The organism is Streptomyces sp. NPDC001515, assembly GCF_053597115.1.
The window spans coordinates 26,164-48,858 of the sequence record NZ_JBSFHN010000020.1 but is presented as its reverse complement, the minus strand read 5'-3'; the positions used below and the strand labels follow the sequence as shown (position 1 = coordinate 48,858).

Sequence of the window (22,695 nt, the reverse complement as noted above, 5' to 3'; positions counted from 1 at the left end):
TCACTCCGTGTGTCGTGACGGGACGTGGCGGATCCGGGGGTTCACCGCCCGTCCATCGGTCCGTTGCCCAACCGTCGCACGACAGGCTCCCGTTGGGCGGTCGCCGGGTCGTACGATGCGCGGGCGGGGCACGCGCCGCGCACGGGTGACCGGGGGGTTCGATGCCGGGTGGGAGGTACGGGGGCCGTTCCGCCGTGCTGCCGGAGGGGGTGCGGAACGCGCTGCCGGAGGGCGTGGAGGTGTACCGCCTGGGGCCGGACGGGGAGATCGCGCTGGCCCGCCGCGACGGTGAGCAGGTGCTGGGGCCCGAGCGGGAGTTCCTGAGGTTCATCGACGACGGGCAGTTCGCCCGCTATCTGGTGGGCGACGCGGCGACCTCACCCGAGCGCCCCTCCAACGCGACGGTGAAACTCGGCGTCGTGGGGCCCCGCAGCGCCTTCACCCCGCACGCCCACGGCGGGGAGCACTTCGTGCTGAGCCTCGGCCACGCGGCGTGCGGGCTCTCCGACGTCCGGACCGGGCGCGTCGTCGACGTACCGCTGCGGCCCGGCATGCTCATCCGCATACCGGAGCTGATGCCGCACTCCTTCGCGAACCGGGCCCGCCGCCCGCTGACGATCCTCGCGGCCAACACCGGCTACGGAATCGACCACGAGGACTACGCGATCACCGCCGCCGAGGCCGAGCGGCGCGTCGCGCGGGAGCCGGCGGACGGCGGGCCGCTCGCGGTCGCCGCCCCCGTCGACTACCGCGTGATGGGCGCGGCCCTGCGGGACATCGAGCGGCTCCAGCGCGAGCGCGGCATCGGGGCCGTCACCGTACGCGAACGGGCCGCGGCACACCTGCGGAGGCTGGCTGCCGCGCTGGAGGGCCCCCGGTGATCTGTCCGCACTGCGCCCGGAGCCTGCTGTTCAGGCAACGGCAGGGCCACAAGTGCTCCGTCTGCGGGCGGGCGTTCGCGCTCGATCCCAGGACCAACGCACTCGGGCTCAGCGATCTGCGGGTGCGGCGGGTCCTCGCGAGGATCACCCGGGAGGGGACGGTGACGGTGACACCGGACCAGTTGTGGTTCGCCCTCGCGCGCACCCGGCTGAAGGAGCCGCGCATCCCCCGGGGCCGCGCCGGGGCCTTCGTGCTGATCGGGCTGGTGGCCGGCGTGCCGGGGCTCGTCTCGGGCGCGGGTCCGCTGCTCGTGGCCTCCGGTGTGCTGCTGCTGATCGGCGCGGGCTGTGCGGCGGCCCGGAGGGCTGGAGCGGGGCGGGGACGCCCGGTGATGGACCGGGCGGCGTTCCGGAAGAAGGCGCTGGGCGCCTGGCTGCGGGTGTACGGCGGGCTGCCGCCCGGCGTGGCCGAGGACTCCGCTCCCCCGGCCTTCACCGCCCCGGGAGGGGAGGCCGCGCGGGACTGGTCCGGGGCGGTGCTTCTCTGCCCCGACCCCGGGATCAGGACCTTCCTGGCCGCCAACGGGGTGCCCGAGCGGTGCGGTGTCGCGCTGGCGGGCCACCCCGACGCGCTGGCGGCGGGAGGCGCGGACGGTCCGGTCGTCGTGCTGCGGGACGCGGACGCCACGGGCGAACTCCTCGTTCGGGAGGTACGGACGGCTCTGGCTCCCCGGCCGGTGATCGACGCCGGACCGGACCTGCGCACCGCCAGGGCCCTCACCCGCGCCGTTCCACTGCGCGAGCGCGGGGCCCGGCCCGGCGCCGCGGCTCTGGCGCGGCTGGCAGCCCTCGGCGGGTACACCGAGGAGGAGCTGGCCTGGCTGCGCACGGGCCGGCGGATCCCGCTGTTCGCCGTGGAGCCGGCCCGCCTCCTGGAGACCGTGGCCCGCCGCGTCGAGCGGGTGGTCGCGGGGGCCGGTCCGGAGCGCGACCGCGCGGCGGCCACCGGATTCATGACCTGGCCCGGCCCGGACGTCGCACACGGGACGGGGACACGATGATCTGTCCGCACTGCGCCGCCTCCCTCACGCGCCGGGAGCGCACCGGGCACGTCTGCGCGCACTGCTTGAGGCGGTTCGCGCTCGATCCGGCCGTCCACGGGCCGGGCATGACGGATGTACGGGTGCGGGCCGTCGTGGACCGGGCCACGGACCACGGCCGGCTCACGGTGACACTGGGCCAGCTCTGGTATCTGGCCCGGACGCAGAACCATGCCGGGGCGGGGCGGGACGCCTCGGGGGTGCCCGGCTGGGTGCGGGCCCTGGTGGCGCTGCCGGTGGCCGGCGCGCTCTTCGTGAGCACGGTGCCGGCCGACGGCCCTCTCGCCGTCGCGGCGACGCTGGCCGCTTGCGCCGTCCTCGTCGCCGCGCTGGCTCTGCGGCACCGTCCGGCACGGCCCGACGTCTCCCGGATCGTTCCCTCCGAGGAAGGCTTCCGGGCACTCATGAACGGTGCCTGGACCACCACCTACCGCCGGCTGCCGAAGGGTGTGGTGGACGACGCCCTTCCCCTGCCGGGTGGCCCGAAAGGGTCGCCGGCCGGCGGGGCACCGGCCGCGCCCCGGGCGGTGATCCTGTGCACGGACCGGGTGGTGGCCCGTTTCCTGACGGTGAACCGGATTCCGCGCCGGCTCGGCGCGGTGCTCGTGGAGCCGGGCGCAGGCAAGCGGTCCCCCGCTCGGAAGCCGTTTCCGGAGAGCGCCGGGGCCCTACTCGACGACGTTCTCGGCGCGCTCGGCCCGTACGGGGGCCGGCTCCCGGTGGTCGTCCTGCACGATGCCGATCCGGACGGGGTGCTGCTGGCCCCGCTGCTGCGCGCGGCGGCGCCGGAACGGGCCGTGGTGGACGCGGGGCTCGCCGTCGCGGCGGCCAGGACCGCGCCGGGCGCGGTCCGGCTGTTCCGCAGGGACGAGACCGTCGACCCTGCCGTGCTGCGGACGGTCGGCGGGCTCGCGGAGCGCGATGCCGCGTGGCTGGCCGAGGGGTTCCGGAGCCCGGTCGCCGCGGTGCCGCCGCGCGTCCTGGAGTCCGTCGTGACCCGGGCGGTGGAGCACGCCGCGACCGTCGCGGCGCCCGGGGCCGGGGCGGGCCGCGACGACGGCTTCCTCTCCTGGCCCGAGGGCCCGCCCGCCGCCCCCGCGCGCCGGAGGAAGGGGGCGGGCGGCGCATGACCGGACACCGCTCGTCGCCCGCACCGGCCACCGGGCCCGGCACGCGCCTGATCGGCGCGGCGCTCCTCCGGGCCGCCGCCCGCGCGGCGGGCCCCGGCGCGGTGCGGTTCACCGGACGGCAGCTCTACTACGAGACCTGCCGGGTCCTGGATCCCGCGTCGTCCCTGCTCCGCCGTGTCCCGCACACCCCCGCCCCGCTCCTGCGCCCCGCCGCCTTCGCTCGCGCCCTGGAGGCCAGGGGCCCCGAGACCGTGCCCGGACTGCTGCCCCCGGTCGAGGCCGGCCCGCCCAGGGACCCCGCCGACGCGCCCGAACCCGATCTGTACGCGTACGGGCTGCCGCGCCTCCTGGTCTGCCAGGATCCGGAGATCGCGGCGATGCTGCTGGCCAACCACGTCCATCTGGAGGCCGCGTGCCCGGTGCTCCCCGCCGCGTACGCGCTGCCGCTCGCGGCGCGTCTGCGCACGGCCCTCAAGCGGGCGGAGGGGGCCGCGGTGCACGTGCTGCACGACGCCTCCCCCGCCGGGATCGCGCTCCCCGCCCGGGTCCGAAACGCGCTCGGAGCCGTGCCGGGGGTCCGGGTCGTCTCGATGGGGCTGGTGCCCCGGCACGCGGCGGCGCTCCGCCTGCCGAGCGGCCGGGGGCCGTCGCCCGTGCCCGGGGACCGGCCACCGGGGCTCACCGCCCGCGAGTCCGCCTGGCTGGACCGGGGCCGCTTCGCCGAGGTCGCGGCCGTGCCCCCGCCGCGCCTGGTGCGCACCGTGCTCCAGCTCGCCCGGGGGCCCCGCCGGCACCGGTCGTCCCTCCGGTCCGAGCTGCGCGGGCTGCGCACCACGGGCTTCCTCACCTGGCCCGCCCCCTGACGCCCCGTCCCGGACAGCTCGTCGCCCGTCCGGGCCCGCCCTTCCGACAGACCCGAGGACGCCCACGATGATCCGCCCCCAGGAGATCGGCTACACGGACGACCTGCTCGCCGACGGCAGCGTCCACCGGCGCTACGAGGACGGCCGGGAGGAGTGGCGCCGCCGCGCGGACGCCACCGGGCGGCTCGTCCGCTGGCACGACGGCCGGGGCGGCTCCGGAACCGATGAGCTGCTCGGCGGGCGCGTCGTCAAACGGACGCTCGCCGACGGCACCGTGACGTTCGCCCGCGACATCGGCTACGGCCGCACGGTGTGGGGTCGCGGTGAGCGCGTCACGGTCAACCGCACCTCCTTCGGCGGCCGGGTGGGCGTGCTCCTGGCCGGGCTGGGCGTGGCGACTCTCGCCGTCACGGCCGCGCAGCTTCCGCCCGCGAGCCTCACCCCGGAGGAAGAGGAGGAGCTGCGGCAGCAGGCGCGTGACCAATCCTCGTCCCCGGGTGACGGAGGGGACGGCGGCGACGGCGGCGGGTGGGACGCGGACTGGGACCACGGCGAGGACAGTTGGAGCGACGACGACTTCGGCTGAGCGTGGAGACGGCGCCCCCGGCCGTACGCGGGAGCGGCAGGAAGCACACGACAGGGAACAGGAGGAGGACGGCGGTGACACGGTTCTGTGTCTGCCTCTCCCCGACGACCGGGCGGGCCCGGACGGAGATCGAGGCCATGGCCGGGTCGGCCCCGGTGGCGGTGGAGGGCCCGGAGGGCTTCGGCCTGGGGCTGCTCCGGGACGAACCTGGGCGGGCCGAGGGCCCGTTCACGGCGGACGGGGTGACGGCGGCCGGGGAGGTCACGCTGCACAACCGCGCCGAGCTGGTGGCCGCGCTGCGCGCCTCGGGGGCCGTCGTGCCCGAGGGGTGCCGGGACGGGGAGGTGCTGCTGCGCTGCTGGTCGCGGCTGGGTGAGGCGGGTGTGGCGCGCGCCGAGGGGATGTTCGTCCTGGCCGTGCCGGAGCGGGCGGGCCTGGTCCTGATCCGCGACCAGGTGGGCGCGCGCACCCTCTTCTACGCACGCGCCGCCGGGTCCTGGGCGGCCTCGACGTCGCTGCGGGCACTGCGGCGCTGGCCGGCGCTGGGGACCTCGATGAACGTCGCCGCCGTCCGCTCCTTCCTCACCTTCGCCTATCTGCCAGGCGAGGAGACCCTGCTGACGGGGGTGCGGGAGGTGCTGCCCGGCCGCGTGGTGTGCCTGGGCGCGGACGGCTCGGTGACGCGGTCCGTGTACTGGGAGCCGCGCGAGTGTGTGGCGCGGCCCGCGCCGGAGGATCCTTCGGAGTACGTACGGACGCTCCGTGCACTGCTGGAGCGGGCGACGGCCGACCGGCTCCCGGCCGGGGAACCGGCGGCCGTGCTGTTGTCCGGCGGTATCGACAGTTCGCTGGTCACCGCGCTGGCGGCCCGGCTGCACGACCGTCCCGTGCGCACGTACTCGATCAGTTTCGGTGACGGGCTGCCCAACGAGCTGGGGTACTCGGGTCTCGTGGCCGCGCACTGCCGCACGCGTCACCGGGTGCTGAGTGTGTCGGGGGCGACGGTCGCGTCCCGGCTCGCGGACGCGGCGGCGCTCCTGGACAGTCCCGTGGGTGATCCGCTCACCGTGCCGAACCTGCTGCTGGCGGAAGCCGTCGCGGCGGACGGGGCCGGCTGTGTCCTCAACGGCGAGGGCGGCGACCCGGTCTTCGGCGGGCCGAAGAACCTGCCGATGCTGGTGCAGGAGATGCACCGCACGCCCGGCGCTCCCTGGGACGAGGACCGGGCGACGGCCTACCTGCGCTCGTACCGCAAGTGCTGGACGGATCTGCCGGAGCTGCTGACGGCGCAGACGCTGGACGCGTTGCGGGACGCCCCGCTCCCGCAGCGGTTCGTCGCGCCGTACCTGGGCGGCGGGGCGGACGGTCCGTACCGGATGAGTCATCTCCTCAACCAGCTCCTGCACTGCAATCTGCGGACGAAGGGCGCGCACCACATCCTCACCAAGGTGGAGCGCCTCACCGCGTCGCAGGGGATCGAGGGCCGTTCGCCGCTGTTCGACCGCCGGGTGATCGACCATGCCTTCGCCACTCCGCCGGAGTTCAAACTGCGGGGTGCGGCGGAGAAGTGGATCCTCAAGGAGGCGGTGCGCGATCTGCTGCCGGCGACGGTCGTCGACCGGCCGAAGAGCGGGATGCGGGTGCCGGTGCAGCAGTGGCTGGCGGGGCCGCTGCGTGAGCTGGGGCACGATCTGCTGCTGAGCCGGCGGGCGGCGGAGCGCGGATTGTTCCGGCGGGACACGGTGCGGACCTGGCTGCGGGGCGAGGGCACGCTGCTGCCGCGTCAGGGCGGCAAGCTGTGGCTGGTGCTGACGCTGGAACTGTGGCTGCGGGCGTACGAGGTGTAGGCCGGCGGGCGGCACCCGGCCTTCCGGGTGCCGCCCGCCGGGCCGCCGTGGTCAGGGCGTCACGACGGAGCCGCCGAAGGTGACGACGAGCCGGCCGTCCGAGGCGAACGACCAGCCGAGGGCGCCGTCGTACGAGGCGCAGCGCGAGCCGTTCGACCCCGTCCAGAACTGGTTGGAGCCGTCGGCGTCACCGATCGTCTTGTCGTTGGAGCCGCTGCCGTCGCGGCAGGAGGTGTTGTTCCGGAACACCGACGTGCCCTTGTCGAAGGAGAAGTTGCGCTCCTCGTTGTCGATGCCGACGTTGTCCGAGATCGTCATCGAGCCGGGGTTGCTGTTGTACGTGAATCCGTGGTGCCCGTTGGCATAGGCGATGCTGCGGCGCACGACGTGGTCGACCTCGATGCCGTCCCCGCCGAGCTTGAAGCCGTTGCGGTCGCCGTCCTCGTTCACCGTGCCGTCCGAGAGCGTGCCGTTGTGGTACGAGAGGGAGTCCTCGATGGTCACCGGTCCGATGGGACCGGTCTCGTTCTTGGTGTAGAGGTCCCAGCCGTCGTCGATGTTGTTGTGCGACACGGTGTACCGGAAGACGTTCCCGGGGCCGGAGGTGAGCTTGGAGGCGAAGCCGTCGGCGTCCTCGCCGTCGGAGTCGGCGTTGTCGTGCGACTCGGAGCTGAGGACGAGGTTGTTCGACGGCCAGTCGGCCTGCGGGGTGGTGGAGGCGATCCGTGAGATCTGGAGCCCGGAGTCGCGGTTGAAGCGGGTCACGACGCGTTCGATGACGTTGTCGCTGCCGCCGACGAAGATCCCGTTGTCCCCGGCGTGTTCGACGGTGATCCCGTTGATGTGCCAGTAGTCGCCGTTCACCGCGAGGCCGCGGTTCGCGGGGTCCTCGGTCATGGCCGAGAAGTTCAGCACGGGCTTCTCGCCCGGGTAGGCGGCCAGGGTGGTGCGGGCGCCCGAGGTGCCGTCGTTGCCCGGCGGAATGGTGACCGTCGTCGCGTAGTGGTACGTCCCGCCGCGCAGGTAGATGGTGCCGCCGGAGGAGACGCGGCCGATCGCCGAGGACAGCGTCGTCGGGTCCGACTCGGTCCCGGCAGCGGAGTCGGTGCCGTCCGGCGCCACGTACAGGGCGTCGGCCGCGAGCGCGGCGGGCACGGCCGAGGCGCGGGCGGCGGTGGGGGGCGCGGCCTGGGCGGCGGGGCCCGACACGGCGGCGAGCGAGCCGGCCAGCAGGCCGGCGCAGACGAGGGCGGGGGTGATCTTCATCGTTCGACTCCAAAGTGGGGGTGTGGTTCGTTCGACGAGTGCGCGTACGTGCCTGTTCGGCTTCATGAACGGATCGGGGTGGTGTGGGGGTTGCCCCAGGCCCGCACAAGCGCTTTCTATGGACCTTAGACATGCACCATGTTCACGTCAATGAACATGTACATGAATGCTGTTTACGCATATGACTGCACGGCACGCGGTCACGTCCTCGGAATGCACACTCATTTGTTCGTTCTCACTTTCCAGTGATAGAAAACAGTCATGAGTGTCGCCCACCGCCTCGATCTGACCCTGCGCCTGGTGCAGGGCTCCACCCGTGTCTCCGTCGCCGAGCTGGCCCAGCGCCTCGGGGTGTCGGAGATGACCGTGCGCCGCGATCTGGACGCGCTGGAGGGCCGGGGGCTCGTGCGGCGCGTGCACGGTGGGGCGGTGGCGACGCGATCGCGCGCCGAGGACGCCGGGTTCGACGCGCGCGCCTCCTGGCAGGCGGCTACGAAGGACCGTCTTGGGGCGGCTGTCGCCTCGCTCGTCGAGCCGGGTTCAAGGGTGCTGCTGGACGCGGGGACCACGACGGTCCATGTGGCCGAACAGCTCGCGTCCCGGGGGCCGTTGACCGTGGCCGTGCTGAGCCTTCAGGCGGCGGTGCGGCTGGCCGACCGGCCGGGCATCGACCTCCTGGTCGTGGGCGGGCGCTCCCGTCCGGGCGAGCGGTCCTTCGTCGGCCCGCTCGCGCTCGGCACGCTGGAGGAGCTGGCCTTCGACTGCTTCGTGATGTCGATCGGCGGGGTGCACGCCGAGCACGGCTGGTCGGAGTTCTCGCTGGAGGACGCCGCCGTCAAGCGGGTCGGCATCGCCCGGTCGGCGCGCACGGTCGTGGTCGCCGACGCGACCAAGCTCGGGGTGCGGGCGTTCAGCCGGGTCGCCCCGCTCGACTCGGTGGAGCGGTTCGTCACCGACCGGGCGGCGGCCGACTCCGACACCCACCCCGGCGGCCCGCAGACCCTGGACGCCCTGCGCGAAGCGGGCGTCGACACCGTCCTCGCCTGAGCCGCGCCCGCCCTCCGGTCCTCATCGCCTGCCCCGTTCCCCCGTTCCCCCGTTCCCCCATTCCCCCGTTCCCCCTTCCGAGGAGTGTGCCGCCGTGGCCACCGCACCCCGTCCCCTGATGATCCTGGTCGCCGGACCGTACCGGTCGGGCACCGGCGACGACCCCGAGAAGCTCGAAGCGAACGTGCGGGCGATGAACCGCACGGCGCTCGCGCTGTTCCGGGCCGGTCACCTGCCCGTCACCGGCGAGGCGCTCGCCCTTCCGCTGCTGGAGAGCGCCGGAGGCGCACGGCCCGGCGACGCGCTGTTCGACGAGATCTTCCACCCCGTCGCCGAACGCCTCCTGGCCCGCTGCGACGCCGTCCTGCGCATCGGCGGCCCCTCCGAGGGAGCGGACCGCATGGTCGCCCTGGCCCGTGCCGGCGGCAAGGCCGTTCACACGGCGCTCGCCGACGTCCCGGATGCCCGATGACCGCCGGGATCGACACCCCCGACCGCCGCGGCCGCACCGGGCTGGACCGGCAGGGTCTCGGACTGACCGGCAATCCCCGCGTACGGATCCGGCAGGTCGAGGTGCTGTCCTGCGACTGGTACGTCCTGCGCCGGACCACGTTCGACTACGAGCACAGCGACGGGCACATCAGCCGCGAGCGGCGCGAGACCTACGACCGGGGCGACGGCGCGACGATCCTGCTGTACGACGCGTCGCACGGAACGGTGCTGCTGACCCGTCAGTTCCGGCTGCCCGCCTATGTCAACGGGCACCCCGACGGCATGCTCCTGGAGACCGCCGCCGGGCTGCTCGACGGGGACGGGCCCGAGGAGGCGATCCGTCGCGAGGCGGCCGAGGAGACCGGGCACGTCATCGGCGTACCCGAGCATGTCTTCGACGTGTACATGAGCCCGGGGTCGGTCACCGAGCGCCTGCACTTCTACGCCGCTCCCTACGATCCGGCGGACACGCCGGCGGGGGCGACGGGGATCGCGGCCGAGGGCGAGGACATCGCGACGGTCGAGCTCCCCTTCGCCGAGGCCCTGGCCATGGTCCGTGACGGCAGGATCGCGGACGCCAAGACGATCATGCTGCTCCAGTGGGCCGCGCTCGACGGCCCCTTCCGCCCCGCCGCGGCGCTCCCCCACCGGGGATGACGCACGGCCCGGCCCCGCCGCCGCTCAGAGCGCGGTCAGCAGGGCGTCGAGCGGGGCGGGCACCCGGTCGGGGTCGAGGGCCTCGACGAGAACCCTGCCGTACTGGATCTTCCGCCCCTTCTTCGTGCCGAGGAAGCGGCGCAGCTGGCGCTCCGGGGGGCGGCCCTGCTGGGCGGGCTGGCGCCGGAACGTCTGCAGCGCGCGCAGGTCGCCCTCGGCCCGTACGGCCTCCACCGCCCGGGGCACGCCCAGGGCCCTGATCAGCTCGTCCTCCAGATCGGCCGAGCAGACGAAGAACTCCCCCTGTCCGGCCTCCGCCCGCTCCAGAGCCCGTGTGTAGTAGGGCAGTTCGGCCTCGTCGCAGAGTCCGGTGAGGCGGAGGTCCAGGCCGGGCGGTCCGAGGAGGGCGGTGTAGCGTCCGACGCTCATCGCGCCGCCCATCGGCAGCACGCAGACCCCTTCGGCCTCCAGATCGCGGCCCCGTCGCGCGGCAAGGGCGTCGACCGCCGCCGCGTCGCTCGGCCCCTCCAGCAGGACGACGGCCCGGACGGACAGCCGTGCCGCCAGAGCGCGGGCCGGCTCGGGCGGGCCCCCTGCCGCCCACGCGGTGACGGCGTTCCGGAAGAGACCCATGTCCGACATGGGACGAGTCTGCGTCGGTCCGGGCCCCGGGGGCAGGGATGTTCGCCCGGACGGCCCGGCCTCACGGCGGCGGGCGGGGGCGGCGCTCATGCGTCCCGGGTCATGTCGCGGACCGGGGAGCGGGGTTCGTATCCGGCCGCGCGGTACGTGGCGACGGCGGCGGCGTTCGAGGCGGGGGTGCAGACCATCGCGCTCGACGCGCCCATGTCGCGCAGTGCTGCGGCGGCCGCGACGCTGATCGCCCGGCCGTGGCCGCGCCCCCGGTGGCCGCGGTGGACGCCCATCGGCTCCAGCAGTCCGGGGCGGCCGGGTCCCGCCGACCACACCGTCACCCAGGCGACGGCGGCGCCCTCGTCGTCGTACGCGAGAAGCGACCGGGCCTCCGCGAAGGGCCGCCCGGCGGCCATGGCGTGCCAGCGCTCCGCCGTGAACACGGAGCCGTCGAACGCGGACCGGTGGACGGCGGTGCTCTCAGCGGCGCGTCCGGGGCCGACGCGCTCGACGCGCACGCCGGGGTGGGGCACCGGCTCGGTGAGGTCGCGGTGCAGCGGGGTCCAGGGCTCGTCGGGGTGCCATCCGGCCCCGGCCAGCAGGCCCTGGAGGCGGGCGGCCATCGGGGCCTCGACGCTCGCCCTCCCGGCGGGCAGGAGGCCCCGGTCCGGGTCGGTCACGTCGGCGAGCATGCTCCGGGCCAGCTCCTCGTCGCGCTGGGCCTCGCGGGCGATCGTCAGGCGCAGCAGTCCGGGTCCGTCCAGGAGCCCGACGGCGAGGATCCGGCCGTCGCGGCTCCAGGTCCGCACGGCGGCGGCGGTCGCCTCCGGCCCCGCTCTCCAGAACCATCCGAGGTCCCCGGGGTGCAGTTGCAGCGGTGAGGCGTCGGACTGCCAGCCGCGCAGTGCGGCGACGGCCCCGCCCAGTCCGTTCACGTCCGGCTCGGTCAGCTCGATCGGCATGTGCCGATCAGACACCACCCACCGCGTTCCGCGCATCCGGTTTCCGGCCGAGCGTGCGGTCCAGCACGGTCAGCAGCAGGTACACAACGCCCGCGCCGAGCATGAACCAGGCGAGGTGGTGCATGCCGCCGGTCGTGACGTGCGGTCCCAAGGAGAGCGCAGCGGTCGCGGAGGCCACCATCGAGCCGATGTAGGCGAAGGTGCGGAGCAGTCCCGCCGACGAGGCGATGCGCTCGGAGTCGGCCTGGGCGTAGACGCAGTTCTGGAGGGCCAGGCTGTTGAGTCCCTGCGGGACGCCGAAGACGAGGGCGACGAGGACCAGGGTCCAGACCGGGCTGTCACCGGCGAGCGCCAGCATGACGAGGCAGGCGGCGACCTGGCCCAGCGCGCCGACGAGCAGCTTGCCCCGGACGGCGGTGCTGCGGCCGGCGAGGAGGGAGACGCCGATGGCCACGAGGAACATCGGGATCTGGACGAGTCCGGCGTGGAACGGCGAGAGGCCGTAGCCCTCCTCGGTCCACTGGGTGAAGCCGTAGAGGAAGGCGTACGAGACGGTGTAGGTGACCAGGGCACGTCCGTAGGTGACGAGCAGGGGGGTGTTGCCGCCCAGGACGCGCAGGTCGATGAAGGGTTCGGGGGCGCGCAGCTCGCGCCGGACGAAGCCGGCGCCGGCCGCCGCCGCGATCACCGGGAGGTACCAGTCCTCCGGGCGCAGGTTCATCAGGAAGAGCAGCAGCGCGACGAGCGTCGCCGCGAACAGGGCCATGCCCGGCAGGTCGAGCCGGGCGCCCAGGCCCGCCCGGGGCGCGGGGCCGGCCGCCGGGGCACTGCCGTCACCGGACGGGGGGTGCTCGGGGCCGCGGGGCAGCCGGATCAGTCCGAGCAGCACGGCGACGGCGGCGAGGGGGACGTTCAGTGCGAAGGTGGCGCGCCAGCCGCCGACGGAGACGAGGAGGCCGCCGAGCAGCGGGCCGATGACGGCGATGGTCTGGTTGGCGACGGCGAGGGCGGTGAGCACCCCGGCGGGACTTCTGATTCCGGTGCGGCGCTCCTCGCCGCGCAGCAGGGCCATGGCGGCCGGATAGCCGGCGCAGGTTCCGAACCCGAGGAGGACCCGGGAGCCGATCAGGACGCCGAGGTTCGGCGCGAGGGTGCCGACGACGCCCGCGACGCCGACGAGCGAGGTACCGATCAGGAAGAGCCGGCGCGGTCCGAAGAGGTCGATGAGCCGGCCGACGACGGGCTGGCCGAGCGCGGTGGCGAGGTAGAGGGCGGAGACCAGCCAGGCGGTCTGCGAGGGCGGGGCGCCGAGCGCGTTGCCGATGGGTATGAGCGTGACGGCGATGATCGTGGAGTTGACCGGGTTGAGGACCGATCCGATGATCATCGGGGGCAGCAGCCGTCGGTCGAATCCGGTGGCCGTGACGCCACCGCGCCGGGTGGTCGTGCGTTCAGTCATGGGTCAGTCGCTCCAGAACGGTCATGGCGGTGATGACCGCGCGCCGTTCCTCCTCCGTGCAGCGGGTCTGGAGTTCGCCCGCCAGCCATTCCTGCCGAGCCTGGCGTCCTTCGGCCACGCGCCGGCGCCCTTCGGGGGTGAGGGAGACGAGCATCCGGCGCCCGTCGTCCGGGTCGCGCTGCCGCTCCACGAGGGCGAGCCGCTCCAGGGCGGCGACGGTGGCCGTCATGGACTGGTGGCGCACCCCTTCGGCGGCGGCGAGGTCGCTGGCCGTGACGCCTCGGTCGAGTCCGGTCAGCCGGGCGAGCACGGATGCCTGTCCGAGGGTCATGTCCTCGGGTTCGGCCGCGTTCAGGATGCGGCGCCTCAGTCGGCTGATCACGGCGCGAACCTGCTGGGACGCCTGGACCGCCGAGGGCGACGGGGCCGGGCGGGGGTTCTTCTCCTGCATGCTCCCAGGCTAGAACCCACAGGGCTAGTTGTACAGTTTCGACTGTAGATCACGGACGGTTTCACTGGTGCGTCACGGCCGGCCGGACCATCGCGGCGGGCTCGATGCTCACCGGGGGCGTCCGGCGGGCGGTTCGCGCGGCCGTGAGTCGTTCCAGCGCCCAGAGCACCACCGTGCCGGCGGCGAGCGAGGCCCCCAGCACGGAGACCCCGGTCCATCCGGCGCTCGCCCAGACGACGGAGGTGAGCGCGGAGCCGATGGCTCCGCCGACGAAGAACGAGGTCATGAAGGCGGAGTTGATGCGGTTGCGGGCCTCGGGGCGCAGCGCGTAGATCACGTTCTGGGTGCTGTTGAGCACCGCCTGGTGGGCCAGGTCGAGGACGACGACGCCAATGAGCAGCCAGACCAGGGAGCGGGAGCCGGCGGCGACGGCCGCCCAGGAGAGCAGGAGCAGGACCGTGCCGGCGCCCGTCACCTTCTGGACGTGTCCTCGGTCGGCGAGCCGTCCGGCGACCATGGCGGTCACCGCGCCCGCCGCGCCGACCAGCCCGAAGAGGCCGATGCCCGATTCCGACCAGCCGTACGGGGGCCGCACGAGCAGAAAGGTGAGGGCCGTCCACAGCACGCTGAACGAGGCGAGGCTGAGGGCGCCGATCCCCGCACGCCACCGCAGCAGCGGCTCGTACCGGAACATCGCGAGCGTCGAGCGCAGCAGCGCGGGGTACGACAGTCCGTCACCCGTGCCGCCGAGCCGGGGCAGCCGCGTCCGCAGCAGGACGGCGGTCACCGCCATCAGGACGGCGTCGGCCCAGTAGACCGTGCGCCAGCCGCCCAGCTCCGAGAGCGCGCCGGACGCCGTACGGGCCAGCAGGAGGCCGAGGAGCAGTCCGGTCATGACGGTGCCGACCACGCGTCCGCGTTCGGCCGGGGCGGCCAGGGAGACGGCGAAGGGGACGACCACCTGGGCCCCCACGGAGGTGAGCGCGGTCAGGGCGGTGCCGATGAGGAGCACCGTGCCGTTGACGGCGGTGGCCGACACCAGCAGGAAGAGCGCGGTGGCCGCGTACAGCGCGACCGCGAGCCGTCGGCGCTCGACGAGGTCGCCGAGGGGCACCAGCAGGATCAGGCCCAGCGCGTAGCCGGCCTGGGCCACCGTCACCAGTAAGGCGGCGGCGGTGGTCCCGAGGCCCAGTTCGCGGCCGATCAGGTCCAGCAGCGGCTGGGCGAAGTAGTTGCCCGCGACGGCGAGGCCGGTCGCGGCGGACATGAGCAGCAGCAGCCCTCGGGAGAGGCCGCCTTCCCGGGCGGTGCGTGGAGTGGTCATGGACTCAGCTTCACGGGCGGCCCATCGATGAGTCCAACACATGTTTGTCATGCGAATGATCGTGGTTCACGATGGATCGATGGACCTTCAGCAGATGCGGTACGTGGTGGCCGTGGCGGAGACGAGGAACTTCACGCGCGCCGCCGAGCAGTGCCTGGTCGTGCAGTCGGCGCTGAGCCATCAGATCGCCCGGCTGGAACGGGAGCTGGGGGCCCGGCTGTTCGAGCGGACCAGCCGGCGGGTCCGGCTGACCGCCGCCGGTGAGGCGTTCCTGCCCGCGGCCCGCCAGTCGCTGGAGGCGGCCGACCGCGCCCGCGCCGAGGTGGCGGCCGCCGCCGGGGTGATCCGGGGCCGGCTGGCCGTCGGGACGATCCCCACGGTGACGGCCGTCGATCTGCCCGGCGCGCTCAAGCGCTTCCACGTCCGCCACCGCGAGGTGGGGATCACCCTGCGCTCGGGGGCGAGCGAGGAACTGGTCGAGGGCGTGCGCCAGGGCCGACTCGACGTCGCCTTCCTCGGGCTTCCGCCCGGTCCCCGGCCCCGGGGCGTGCACGGCAGGGAGCTGGGGCGCGGCCGGCTGGTGGCGGTGCTGCCGCCGGACCATCCCCTCGCGGGCCGGAAGAAGGTGGAGCTGGAACGGCTCGCGGACGAGACCTTCGTCGACTTCCCCTCCGGCACGGCCGGGCGCGTCCAGTCGGACACCGCCTTCGCCGGGGCGGGGGTCCGGCGCGAGGTCGCCTTCGAGATCACCTCGCCCGGCTCGATGGTCCAGCTGATCCGGCTGGGACTGGGGATCGGGATGCTGCCGACGGGCTTCGTGACGGAGTACCCGGATCTGCCGGTCGTCGAGGTGGGCGACGCCCCGATCCGGGTGGAGCACCTGGTGTGGAGCGGCGCCCGCCTCTCCCCCGCCGCCGCCGCGTTCCTGGCGATGCTGGACGCCCCCCGCAGGCCGGCCGCCGCCCCGGAGGCGGGCGGGCCCGCGCGGTAGGGCCGGTCGGACCTTTCCCCTCGTCCGCCGGGAGGGCGGGCCGGGCGGCGTCGGGTGCGTGCTGTCGGCGTGCGCCGGCCGGTCGCGGCGCACGGCGGGGCGGACCCTGTGCGGTGGGCCGATCGCGGCACGTGACGCACGCCATCCTTTGCGCCCGCGATCTCGGGGAAGGTCTCCGGTACGGTGTCGAACGCTCGGCCCGAGAACGCCTGGGCGCTCCGTCTTCAGCACCGCCACCCGACACCGGATGCCGGCCCGTGCATCCCGTGCGACACCGTCCGTTCCGGGGCCACACGCCCGTGACACGTCTGGGGAGTTGGATGTTCGACAAGGTATTGGTCGCCAACCGCGGGGAGATCGCGATCCGCGCGTTCCGCGCGGCGTTCGAGCTCGGCATCTCCACGGTGGCCGTCTATCCCCACGAGGACCGCAACTCCCTGCACCGGGCCAAGGCGGACGAGGCCTACCGGATCGGTGAGCCCGGTCATCCGGTCCGCGCGTACCTCTCGGTCGACGAGGTGATCAAGGCCGCCCGGAAGGCGGGCGCCGACGCGATCTACCCGGGATACGGCTTCCTCTCCGAGAACCCGGACCTGGCGGCGGCGTGCGCCGCCGAGGGGATCACGTTCGTGGGTCCGCCCGCCTCGGTGCTGAACCTGACGGGCAACAAGTCCCGTGCGGTGGCCGCCGCGCGGGAGGCCGGGGTTCCCGTGCTGAGGTCGTCGGAACCTTCGCAGGACGTGGACGCGCTCGTCGCCGCCTCGGCGGACATCGACTTCCCGGTCTTCGTCAAGGCCGTGGCCGGGGGCGGCGGCCGTGGCATGCGCCGGGTCGCGGAACCGGGCGAGCTGCGCGAGGCCATCGACGCGGCGATGCGGGAGGCGCGGTCGGCGTTCGGCGACGCGACGGTCTTCCTGGAGCAGGCGGTGATCAACCCGCGCCATATCGAGGTGCAGATCCTCGCCGACGCCGAGGGCAACGTCGTCCACCTCTACGAGCGCGACTGCTCGGTGCAGCGCCGCCACCAGAAGGTCGTCGAGATCGCGCCCGCCCCCAATCTGGACCCGGGGCTGCGGGAGCGGATCTGCGCCGACGCGGTCGCGTTCGCCCGTCACATCGGGTACGTGAACGCGGGCACCGTCGAGTTCCTGGTCGACGAGCGCGGCAACCACGTCTTCATCGAGATGAACCCCCGCATCCAGGTCGAGCACACAGTGACCGAACAGGTCACCGGCCGCGATCTGGTGATCGCCCAGCTGCGCATCGCCGCCGGGATGACCTTGCCGGACCTGCGGCTCACCCAGGACGTGATCACCCTCAACGGGGCGGCGCTCCAGTGCCGCATCACCACGGAGGACCCGGCCAACGGCTTCCGCCCGGACACCGGGACCATCTCGGCCTACCGCTCGCCGGGCGGGCCCGGTGTCCGGCTGGACGGCGGCACGGTGCACACCGGCGCCGAGGTCTCCGCCCACTTCGACTCGATGCTGGTGAAGCTGACCTGCCACGGCCACGACTTCGCCAACGCGGCACGCCGGGCGCGGCGGGCGATCGCCGAGTTCCGCATCCGGGGCGTGGCGACCAACCTGCCGTTCCTGGGCGCGGTGCTGGAGCAGCCCGACTTCAAGGCCGGACACATCACGACGAGCTTCATCGACGAGCACCCGGAGCTGATCCACGCCCGTCCGTCGGCCGACCGGGGCAGCCGGATGCTCAGCTACCTCGCCGAGACCACCGTGAACCGGCCGTACGGGCCCCGCCCCTCGGTCATCGACCCGGCGGACAAGCTGCCCCCGCTGCCGCAGGGTTCCCCGCCGGCCGGTTCACGGCAACGGCTGGCGGCCCTGGGCCCGGATGCCTTCGCGGCCGAACTGCGGGCGCAGTCGGCGGTGGCCGTCACCGACACCACCTTCCGCGACGCCCATCAGTCGCTGCTCGCCACCCGGGTCCGCACCCGCGATCTGCTGGCCGTCGCCCCACATGTGGCGCGGACCGTCCCGGAGTTGCTGAGCATCGAGTGCTGGGGCGGCGCCACGTACGACGTCGCGCTGCGCTTCCTCGCGGAGGACCCGTGGGAGCGGCTGGCGAAGCTGCGCGAGGCCGTGCCCAACATCTGTACGCAGATGCTGCTGCGCGGGCGCAACACCGTGGGGTACACCCCGTATCCGACCGAGGTCACCGAGGCGTTCGTCGCCGAGGCCGCGGCCACGGGCATGGACATCTTCCGGATCTTCGACGCGCTGAACGACGTCTCGCAGATGCGTCCGGCCATCGACGCGGTCCGCGCCACCGGGACGGCCCTGGCCGAGGTGGCGCTCTGCTACACCGCCGATCTGTCGGACCCGGGCGAGTCCCTGTACACGCTGGACTACTACCTGCGGCTCGCCGAGCAGATCGTGGACGCGGGCGCCCATGTCCTGGCGATCAAGGACATGGCCGGGCTGCTGCGTCCGCCGGCCGCGCGCACGCTCGTCACCGCGTTGCGCGAGCGGTTCGACCTGCCGGTGCATCTGCACACCCATGACACGGCGGGCGGTCAGCTGGCCACGCTGATGGCGGCCGTGGACGCGGGGGTGGACGCGGTGGACGCGGCCGTCGCCTCGATGGCGGGCACGACCAGTCAGCCGCCGCTGTCGGCGCTGGTGGCCGCCACCGACCACACGCCGCGCGCCACCGGGCTGTCGCTCCAGGCGGTCGGTGACCTGGAGCCGTACTGGGAGGCGACCCGCAAGGTGTACGCCCCCTTCGAGTCGGGGCTGGCCTCGCCGACGGGCCGCATCTACCACCACGAGATCCCCGGGGGGCAGCTGTCCAACCTCCGTCAGCAGGCCATCGCCCTCGGTCTGGGCGACCGCTTCGAGCTGATCGAGGACTGCTACGCGGCAGCGGACCGCATGCTCGGCCGGCTGGTGAAGGTGACCCCGTCGTCCAAGGTCGTCGGCGATCTGGCGCTGCATCTGGTGGGGGCGGGCGTGGAGGCGTCCGACTTCGAGTCCGACCCCGGCAAGTTCGACGTACCGGACTCCGTCATCGGCTTCCTCCGCGGCGAGCTGGGCGACCCGCCCGGCGGCTGGCCGGAGCCCTTCCGGACCCGCGCCCTCCAGGGCCGTCCCGAGAAGGCCGCGACGCCCGAACTGTCGGACGAGGACCTCCACGGTCTGCGCGACACCCCGCGCGCCACGCTGAACCGGCTGCTCTTCCCGGGCCCCACGAAGGAGTTCACCGCACACCGCGAGGCCTACGGCGACACCTCCGTGCTCCCGACGCAGGACTTCCTCTACGGCCTCGAAGCGGAGACCGAGCACACCGTGACGCTGGAACCGGGCGTCACCCTGCTCATCGAGCTGGAGGCCGTGTCCGAACCGGACGAACGCGGATTCCGCAGCGTGCTCGCCACCCTCAACGGCCAACTGCGCCCCGTCTCGGTCCGGGACAGGTCCGTGGCCACCGAGGTGAAGGCGGCCGAGAAGGCCGACCGCGCCGACCCGGGCCATGTCGCCGCGCCCTTCGCCGGCGTGGTGACGCTCCAGGCCGAGGAGGGGGCCACCGTGTCGGCCGGTCAGACGGTCGCCACGATCGAGGCCATGAAGATGGAGGCGTCGATCACCGCCCAGTCCGCAGGAGTGGTCCGCCGCCTGGCGATCGGCAAGGTCCAGCAGGTGGAGGCCGGGGACCTCCTGATCGAGATCGGCTGAGCGACGCCGCCCCGCCGCCCGTCCGGAGAACCGGACGGGCGGCCGGTGCCATGACCGGGTGCCATGACCGGATGTCAGGGCCGGTCGTCAGGGCCGGTCGCGGCCCAGGTCCGTGCAGACGCACGCCTTGTTGCCCTCCGGGTCGGCGAGCACGACGAACGCCGGCGCCCCGGAGTCGTCGACCAGGGTGCCGCCCGCGGCCAGGGCCGCCGCGATCCGCTCCCGCGCCGCCTCGGGCGCCAGCCACAGATCCACGTGCCGGCGCTGACGCGGCAGGGGGTGGGGTTCGGTCCGCTGGAACCACACGGCGGGGACGCGATGATGGGTGTCGAAGACCGAGTCCTCGACGGCGCGGCCGCCCTCACCGCCGAGCAGCGCCGCCCAGAACGGTCCGGCCACGGCGTGGTCGGCGGTGTCGAGGGCGAGTTCGAGCCGGGTCACCTCGGCGGGGGCGGCGGTCAGGCCGGAGCGGCGGGCGAGGGCACTGAGCGTCGCCGCGAGCGCGAGGTCACTGCTGGTGATCCCCGCCCGCCTCGTCGGGGAGTCCGGCGTCGATGGCGTCGATGGCGTCGAGGATCGCGGAGTCGCTGACCTTGTCCATCCGCCCATCGTTCCAGCAACGGACGGAGCCGGGGCGCACGGGCACCACTGCGGGGCTCGCCGCGATCGGGGCGGGCCGCCGCGCCTCGGGACCGGATCAGATGCCCCGCCGTGCGCGCAGGTCTTCGACGCCGACGCGGAGGTGGCCGGGGCCGTCGCCGGGCACCCGGGGCTCCCGGAGGCGGTGCTGCGGGCGCTGACGCGGCGTCATGGCGACCGGGTCGTCGCCGCGGTGGCGGCCAATCCGGACGCCTTGCCGGAGCTGCGGGAGCCGCCGGTGCGCAAGGCCCTGCGGGCGATCGCCCGGCATCCGCGCGCCACGGGCCGGGCACTCGTCGTCCGTCTCCGCGACGGGCGGGCGCGGCGGGAGGCCGCCGGTCATCCGGGTCTGGCGCCGCCGTCGTCGCCGGGCTGCTGGGGGATCCGGACGAGGCGGTGGCCGAGGAGGCGGCCGCCGACCCGTCGCTGCCGCCCGCGGTGATGCCGGAGCCGAGCGGAGCGGATCGCGGGCCTTCGCGGTGCGCTCAGGCGTCGTCGGCCGGAAGGGCGTACAGGCGGGGGAGGTTGACGACGATCGCCTCCTGGGTGCTGCGGGCGATGACGACCACGGCCTCCTCGGTGGGGTCGGGGTTCTCCTCGCGGTGCGGGACGAAGGGCGGGACGAAGATGTAGTCGCCGGGCGAGGTGCGCAGCCGCACCTCCTCGGGTTCGTCGCCGGATCCGTCCAGGAACACGAACTCCGGGTGCCCGCTGACCACGTGGATGGCGGTCTCGGACGCGCCGTGGTGGTGATCGGACGAGGAGGTGGCCGGGGCGACATGGGTCTGGCCCATCCACAGCTTCTCGGAGCCGACGGTCCGGCCGCTGACGGCGGCGAATCTGCGCATGCCCCCGGTCTGGGCGGTGTCGCCGTCCAGGGCGTCCGCCCGGATGTGGTGCACGCGGGTGCGCAGCGGGGCGTCCGGGCGGCCCGGAGTCTCGTGGAGGTGGGGGTGGAAGCCCTCACCGGGGGTCGTCAACGGCTCGCTCATGGCAGGGACGCTAGGTCGGCCCGAAAAAGGATGTCAAGAGGTGTCCTTTGCCGTTCACCTGCGGCAATGTTCCGGCAACAGTACGAGCGGCCGGGTGCGGCCGGACGCGGAGGAGCCCCGCGTTTTCCCTCTCGGAGACGGGAGTTCGGGGGCATGATGTCGGCCATGCATATCTCCGCGAAGGCGGACTACGCCACGCGAGCTCTTCTGGAGCTCGCGCGTGAGCCCGGCCGCCCTCTGACCTGTGAGGCCATCGCGTCCTCGCAGGAGATCCCGTTCCGGTTCCTGAAGTCCGTGGTGGGCGAGTTGCGCAGAGCGGGTCTGGTGCGCAGCCAACGTGGGTGCGAAGGGGGGTACTGGCTGGGCAGACCGGCGGACGAGATCGCCCTGCTGGACGTGGTGCGCGCCGTGGACGGCGAGGTGATCACCCTGCGCGGCGGGCCGTTGGCCGGTCTGGACTACCCCGGTCCGGCATCGGCGCTGCCCGGGGTGTGGCGCCGTGTCGAGGCGGAGGCCGTCGCGGTCCTCGGCGGTCTCACGCTGGCGGCGCTGCTGCCCGACGGGGCCCGCGCCGAGCCGTCCGGGGTCGGCGCCGCATGACGGGGGCGCTCCCGGCGTCCGGGGTGGAGGTGGTGGAGTACACGGATCCGATGTGCCCGTGGGCATGGGGTTCCGAGCCGGTGTTCCGCGCGCTGCGCGCGGCGCTGGGCGGCCGGGTGCGGTGGCGGCGCGCGTACGCGATCCTCTTCGACCACGACGACGATCCGCCGCCCGATCCGGCCGCCGAGACGGCCTGGTACGCCCGTCACGTGGCGGAGATCGGGGCCCACACGCGCGCCCCGTACGCGGTTCGGCTGAGCCGGGTGGCGGCGAGTTCCTGGCCGTCGTCGCTGGTCGCGAAGGCGGCGGAGCGGCAGGGCGCCGAGGTCGCCGACCGGGTGCTGCGGAGGCTGCGCGAGAGCGTGTTCGTGCTCGGTGAGCCCGCCGACACCGAGGCGGGCGCGCTGGCCGCCGTACGGGGTGTGCCGGGGCTGGACGCGGAGCGGCTGCGGTCCGATGCCGCGTCCGGTGCGGTGCTCGACGGGGTGCGCGCCGACCGGGCGGAGGCGCGTCGGCCGGTGCGGGAGGTGCTGTCGGTGCGGGCGGACTCTCCGCATCCGGGCGGGGCCAAGGAGACCGCCGACGGCGCGGTGCGCTACGCGCTGCCGACGCTGCTCGTCCGCTCCCCCGCCGGTCATCGGGCGGTGCCCGGCTGGCGGCCGTTCGACGCCTATGCGCGGGCGTTCGAGGCGCTGTGCCCGGGGGTGCTCGGGGAGTGCCCGCGGCTGCCGCCGGAGGAGGCGCTGGAGCGCTGCCGCAGTCTGACCGGGCCGGAGGCGGAGCTGTTGGCCGCGGGCGGCCGGCCGCCCGCGCACGCGGTCCGCGTGGACACCGGGAACGGTCCGCTGTGGCTGCATCCCGAGGAGGCCGCCGCTCGCTCCGGCGTCATTCCCCGGGCGGTGTCAGGGCTCTGACCTGCGGTCAGTCCCGGTCCCACCGAATGAGACACCAAATGGTGTCCATTGACAGATGCCCGCGACGGCCCCCAGGATGTGCCCATGCTCACGACGCACCCCGGTGTGGAGTGCCGATACGTGGATCTTCGGCGCACCTCCAGCGCACTCTGTCGCTGACCGCCAA

General features: G+C 74.2%; 21 protein-coding genes. 13 read left to right on the top strand and 8 right to left on the bottom strand.

The features are described from left to right. Positions 1–161: 161 nt before the first annotated feature. The 6 genes from ACWCXC_RS21710 to ACWCXC_RS21685 all read left to right on the top strand — a co-directional run bounded on the left by ACWCXC_RS21710 (position 162) and on the right by ACWCXC_RS21685 (position 6,407). Positions 162–881 carry a cupin domain-containing protein gene (locus ACWCXC_RS21710; protein ID WP_450890264.1) on the top strand — a complete coding sequence of 240 codons (720 nt, stop codon included), beginning with the start codon at positions 162–164 and terminating at the stop codon, positions 879–881. Then, positions 878–1,942, top strand: coding sequence for a hypothetical protein (locus ACWCXC_RS21705; protein WP_450890263.1), 1,065 nt, complete (start codon positions 878–880; stop codon positions 1,940–1,942). The genes ACWCXC_RS21710 and ACWCXC_RS21705 overlap by 4 nt, the downstream gene beginning before the upstream one ends. Then, positions 1,939–3,111, top strand: a complete 1,173-nt coding sequence (locus ACWCXC_RS21700; protein ID WP_450890262.1) for a hypothetical protein — start codon at positions 1,939–1,941, stop codon at positions 3,109–3,111. Before ACWCXC_RS21705 ends, ACWCXC_RS21700 begins: the two co-directional genes overlap by 4 nt. Then, positions 3,108–3,974 carry a hypothetical protein gene (locus tag ACWCXC_RS21695; protein ID WP_450890261.1) on the top strand — a complete coding sequence of 289 codons (867 nt, stop codon included), beginning with the start codon at positions 3,108–3,110 and terminating at the stop codon, positions 3,972–3,974. Before ACWCXC_RS21700 ends, ACWCXC_RS21695 begins: the two co-directional genes overlap by 4 nt. 67 nt (positions 3,975–4,041) lie before the next feature. Further along, positions 4,042–4,560, top strand: a complete 519-nt coding sequence (locus ACWCXC_RS21690; protein WP_450890260.1) for a hypothetical protein — start codon at positions 4,042–4,044, stop codon at positions 4,558–4,560. A gap of 74 nt (positions 4,561–4,634) precedes the next feature. Beyond that, on the top strand, positions 4,635–6,407 hold the full coding sequence (locus tag ACWCXC_RS21685; protein WP_450890259.1) for an asparagine synthetase B family protein: 1,773 nt from the start codon (positions 4,635–4,637) through the stop codon (positions 6,405–6,407). A 51-nt stretch (positions 6,408–6,458) separates the two neighbouring features. Here ACWCXC_RS21685 and ACWCXC_RS21680 read toward each other — a convergent pair whose 3' ends face one another. Further along, positions 6,459–7,673: a right-handed parallel beta-helix repeat-containing protein gene (locus ACWCXC_RS21680; protein WP_450890258.1), complete on the bottom strand. Its 1,215-nt coding sequence runs from the start codon at positions 7,671–7,673 to the stop codon at positions 6,459–6,461. Between the two features lie 261 nt (positions 7,674–7,934). Between ACWCXC_RS21680 and ACWCXC_RS21675 the strand changes: the two genes are divergently transcribed. The 3 genes from ACWCXC_RS21675 to ACWCXC_RS21665 all read left to right on the top strand — a co-directional run bounded on the left by ACWCXC_RS21675 (position 7,935) and on the right by ACWCXC_RS21665 (position 9,869). Continuing rightward, on the top strand, positions 7,935–8,720 hold the full coding sequence (locus ACWCXC_RS21675; RefSeq protein ID WP_450890257.1) for a DeoR/GlpR family DNA-binding transcription regulator: 786 nt from the start codon (positions 7,935–7,937) through the stop codon (positions 8,718–8,720). Positions 8,721–8,838: 118 nt separating this feature from the next. After that, positions 8,839–9,192 (top strand): DUF4406 domain-containing protein, encoded by a 354-nt coding sequence (locus ACWCXC_RS21670; RefSeq protein ID WP_450890334.1) that lies wholly within the window; start codon positions 8,839–8,841, stop codon positions 9,190–9,192. Continuing rightward, positions 9,189–9,869 (top strand): NUDIX domain-containing protein, encoded by a 681-nt coding sequence (locus ACWCXC_RS21665; RefSeq protein WP_450686425.1) that lies wholly within the window; start codon positions 9,189–9,191, stop codon positions 9,867–9,869. Before ACWCXC_RS21670 ends, ACWCXC_RS21665 begins: the two co-directional genes overlap by 4 nt. A gap of 24 nt (positions 9,870–9,893) precedes the next feature. Here the strand turns inward: ACWCXC_RS21665 and ACWCXC_RS21660 are convergent, their stop codons facing one another. From ACWCXC_RS21660 to ACWCXC_RS21640, 5 genes are all read right to left on the bottom strand, one after another. Continuing rightward, positions 9,894–10,511, bottom strand: a complete 618-nt coding sequence (locus tag ACWCXC_RS21660) for a TOPRIM nucleotidyl transferase/hydrolase domain-containing protein (protein WP_450890256.1) — start codon at positions 10,509–10,511, stop codon at positions 9,894–9,896. A gap of 86 nt (positions 10,512–10,597) precedes the next feature. Further along, positions 10,598–11,464: a GNAT family N-acetyltransferase gene (locus tag ACWCXC_RS21655; protein WP_450890255.1), complete on the bottom strand. Its 867-nt coding sequence runs from the start codon at positions 11,462–11,464 to the stop codon at positions 10,598–10,600. Positions 11,465–11,471: 7 nt separating this feature from the next. Beyond that, positions 11,472–12,923, bottom strand: a complete 1,452-nt coding sequence (locus tag ACWCXC_RS21650) for an MFS transporter (RefSeq protein ID WP_450890254.1) — start codon at positions 12,921–12,923, stop codon at positions 11,472–11,474. Then, positions 12,916–13,374 (bottom strand): MarR family winged helix-turn-helix transcriptional regulator, encoded by a 459-nt coding sequence (locus ACWCXC_RS21645; protein ID WP_450890253.1) that lies wholly within the window; start codon positions 13,372–13,374, stop codon positions 12,916–12,918. Before ACWCXC_RS21645 ends, ACWCXC_RS21650 begins: the two co-directional genes overlap by 8 nt. A gap of 61 nt (positions 13,375–13,435) precedes the next feature. Beyond that, a complete protein-coding gene (locus tag ACWCXC_RS21640; RefSeq protein ID WP_450890252.1) occupies positions 13,436–14,698 on the bottom strand; it encodes an MFS transporter in 1,263 nt (420 codons plus the stop codon). A gap of 79 nt (positions 14,699–14,777) precedes the next feature. Here ACWCXC_RS21640 and ACWCXC_RS21635 point away from each other — a divergent pair, with 79 nt between their 5' ends. Together ACWCXC_RS21635 and ACWCXC_RS21630 are read left to right on the top strand one after the other, a co-directional pair. After that, positions 14,778–15,689, top strand: coding sequence for a LysR family transcriptional regulator (locus ACWCXC_RS21635; RefSeq protein WP_450890251.1), 912 nt, complete (start codon positions 14,778–14,780; stop codon positions 15,687–15,689). A gap of 320 nt (positions 15,690–16,009) precedes the next feature. Further along, entirely contained in the window at positions 16,010–19,384 is a 3,375-nt protein-coding gene (locus ACWCXC_RS21630) for a pyruvate carboxylase (RefSeq protein ID WP_450890250.1), read from the top strand. 87 nt (positions 19,385–19,471) lie between these two features. On the opposite strand, the gene ACWCXC_RS21625 is transcribed toward ACWCXC_RS21630, so the two are convergent. Together ACWCXC_RS21625 and ACWCXC_RS21620 are read right to left on the bottom strand one after the other, a co-directional pair. Beyond that, positions 19,472–19,825, bottom strand: coding sequence for a VOC family protein (locus ACWCXC_RS21625; protein WP_450890249.1), 354 nt, complete (start codon positions 19,823–19,825; stop codon positions 19,472–19,474). A 683-nt stretch (positions 19,826–20,508) separates the two neighbouring features. Beyond that, a complete protein-coding gene (locus ACWCXC_RS21620) occupies positions 20,509–21,015 on the bottom strand; it encodes a cupin domain-containing protein (protein ID WP_450686307.1) in 507 nt (168 codons plus the stop codon). 165 nt (positions 21,016–21,180) lie between these two features. Between ACWCXC_RS21620 and ACWCXC_RS21615 the strand changes: the two genes are divergently transcribed. Next, positions 21,181–21,615, top strand: coding sequence for an RrF2 family transcriptional regulator (locus ACWCXC_RS21615; protein ID WP_450686306.1), 435 nt, complete (start codon positions 21,181–21,183; stop codon positions 21,613–21,615). Next, positions 21,612–22,529: a DsbA family oxidoreductase gene (locus tag ACWCXC_RS21610; protein WP_450890248.1), complete on the top strand. Its 918-nt coding sequence runs from the start codon at positions 21,612–21,614 to the stop codon at positions 22,527–22,529. Before ACWCXC_RS21615 ends, ACWCXC_RS21610 begins: the two co-directional genes overlap by 4 nt. Positions 22,530–22,695 lie beyond the last annotated feature (166 nt).

Coding starts and splice junctions, on each gene's coding strand:
- ACWCXC_RS21645 (WP_450890253.1), bottom strand. CDS start 13,374: ATGCAGGAGAAGAACCCCCGCCCGGCCCCGTCGCCCTCGGCGGTCCAG.
- ACWCXC_RS21665 (WP_450686425.1), top strand. CDS start 9,189: ATGACCGCCGGGATCGACACCCCCGACCGCCGCGGCCGCACCGGGCTG.
- ACWCXC_RS21655 (WP_450890255.1), bottom strand. CDS start 11,464: ATGCCGATCGAGCTGACCGAGCCGGACGTGAACGGACTGGGCGGGGCC.
- ACWCXC_RS21700 (WP_450890262.1), top strand. CDS start 1,939: ATGATCTGTCCGCACTGCGCCGCCTCCCTCACGCGCCGGGAGCGCACC.
- ACWCXC_RS21610 (WP_450890248.1), top strand. CDS start 21,612: ATGACGGGGGCGCTCCCGGCGTCCGGGGTGGAGGTGGTGGAGTACACG.
- ACWCXC_RS21710 (WP_450890264.1), top strand. CDS start 162: ATGCCGGGTGGGAGGTACGGGGGCCGTTCCGCCGTGCTGCCGGAGGGG.
- ACWCXC_RS21680 (WP_450890258.1), bottom strand. CDS start 7,673: ATGAAGATCACCCCCGCCCTCGTCTGCGCCGGCCTGCTGGCCGGCTCG.
- ACWCXC_RS21670 (WP_450890334.1), top strand. CDS start 8,839: ATGATCCTGGTCGCCGGACCGTACCGGTCGGGCACCGGCGACGACCCC.
- ACWCXC_RS21690 (WP_450890260.1), top strand. CDS start 4,042: ATGATCCGCCCCCAGGAGATCGGCTACACGGACGACCTGCTCGCCGAC.
- ACWCXC_RS21660 (WP_450890256.1), bottom strand. CDS start 10,511: ATGTCGGACATGGGTCTCTTCCGGAACGCCGTCACCGCGTGGGCGGCA.
- ACWCXC_RS21650 (WP_450890254.1), bottom strand. CDS start 12,923: ATGACTGAACGCACGACCACCCGGCGCGGTGGCGTCACGGCCACCGGA.
- ACWCXC_RS21630 (WP_450890250.1), top strand. CDS start 16,010: ATGTTCGACAAGGTATTGGTCGCCAACCGCGGGGAGATCGCGATCCGC.
- ACWCXC_RS21620 (WP_450686307.1), bottom strand. CDS start 21,015: ATGAGCGAGCCGTTGACGACCCCCGGTGAGGGCTTCCACCCCCACCTC.
- ACWCXC_RS21695 (WP_450890261.1), top strand. CDS start 3,108: ATGACCGGACACCGCTCGTCGCCCGCACCGGCCACCGGGCCCGGCACG.
- ACWCXC_RS21675 (WP_450890257.1), top strand. CDS start 7,935: ATGAGTGTCGCCCACCGCCTCGATCTGACCCTGCGCCTGGTGCAGGGC.
- ACWCXC_RS21640 (WP_450890252.1), bottom strand. CDS start 14,698: ATGACCACTCCACGCACCGCCCGGGAAGGCGGCCTCTCCCGAGGGCTG.
- ACWCXC_RS21615 (WP_450686306.1), top strand. CDS start 21,181: ATGCATATCTCCGCGAAGGCGGACTACGCCACGCGAGCTCTTCTGGAG.
- ACWCXC_RS21635 (WP_450890251.1), top strand. CDS start 14,778: ATGGACCTTCAGCAGATGCGGTACGTGGTGGCCGTGGCGGAGACGAGG.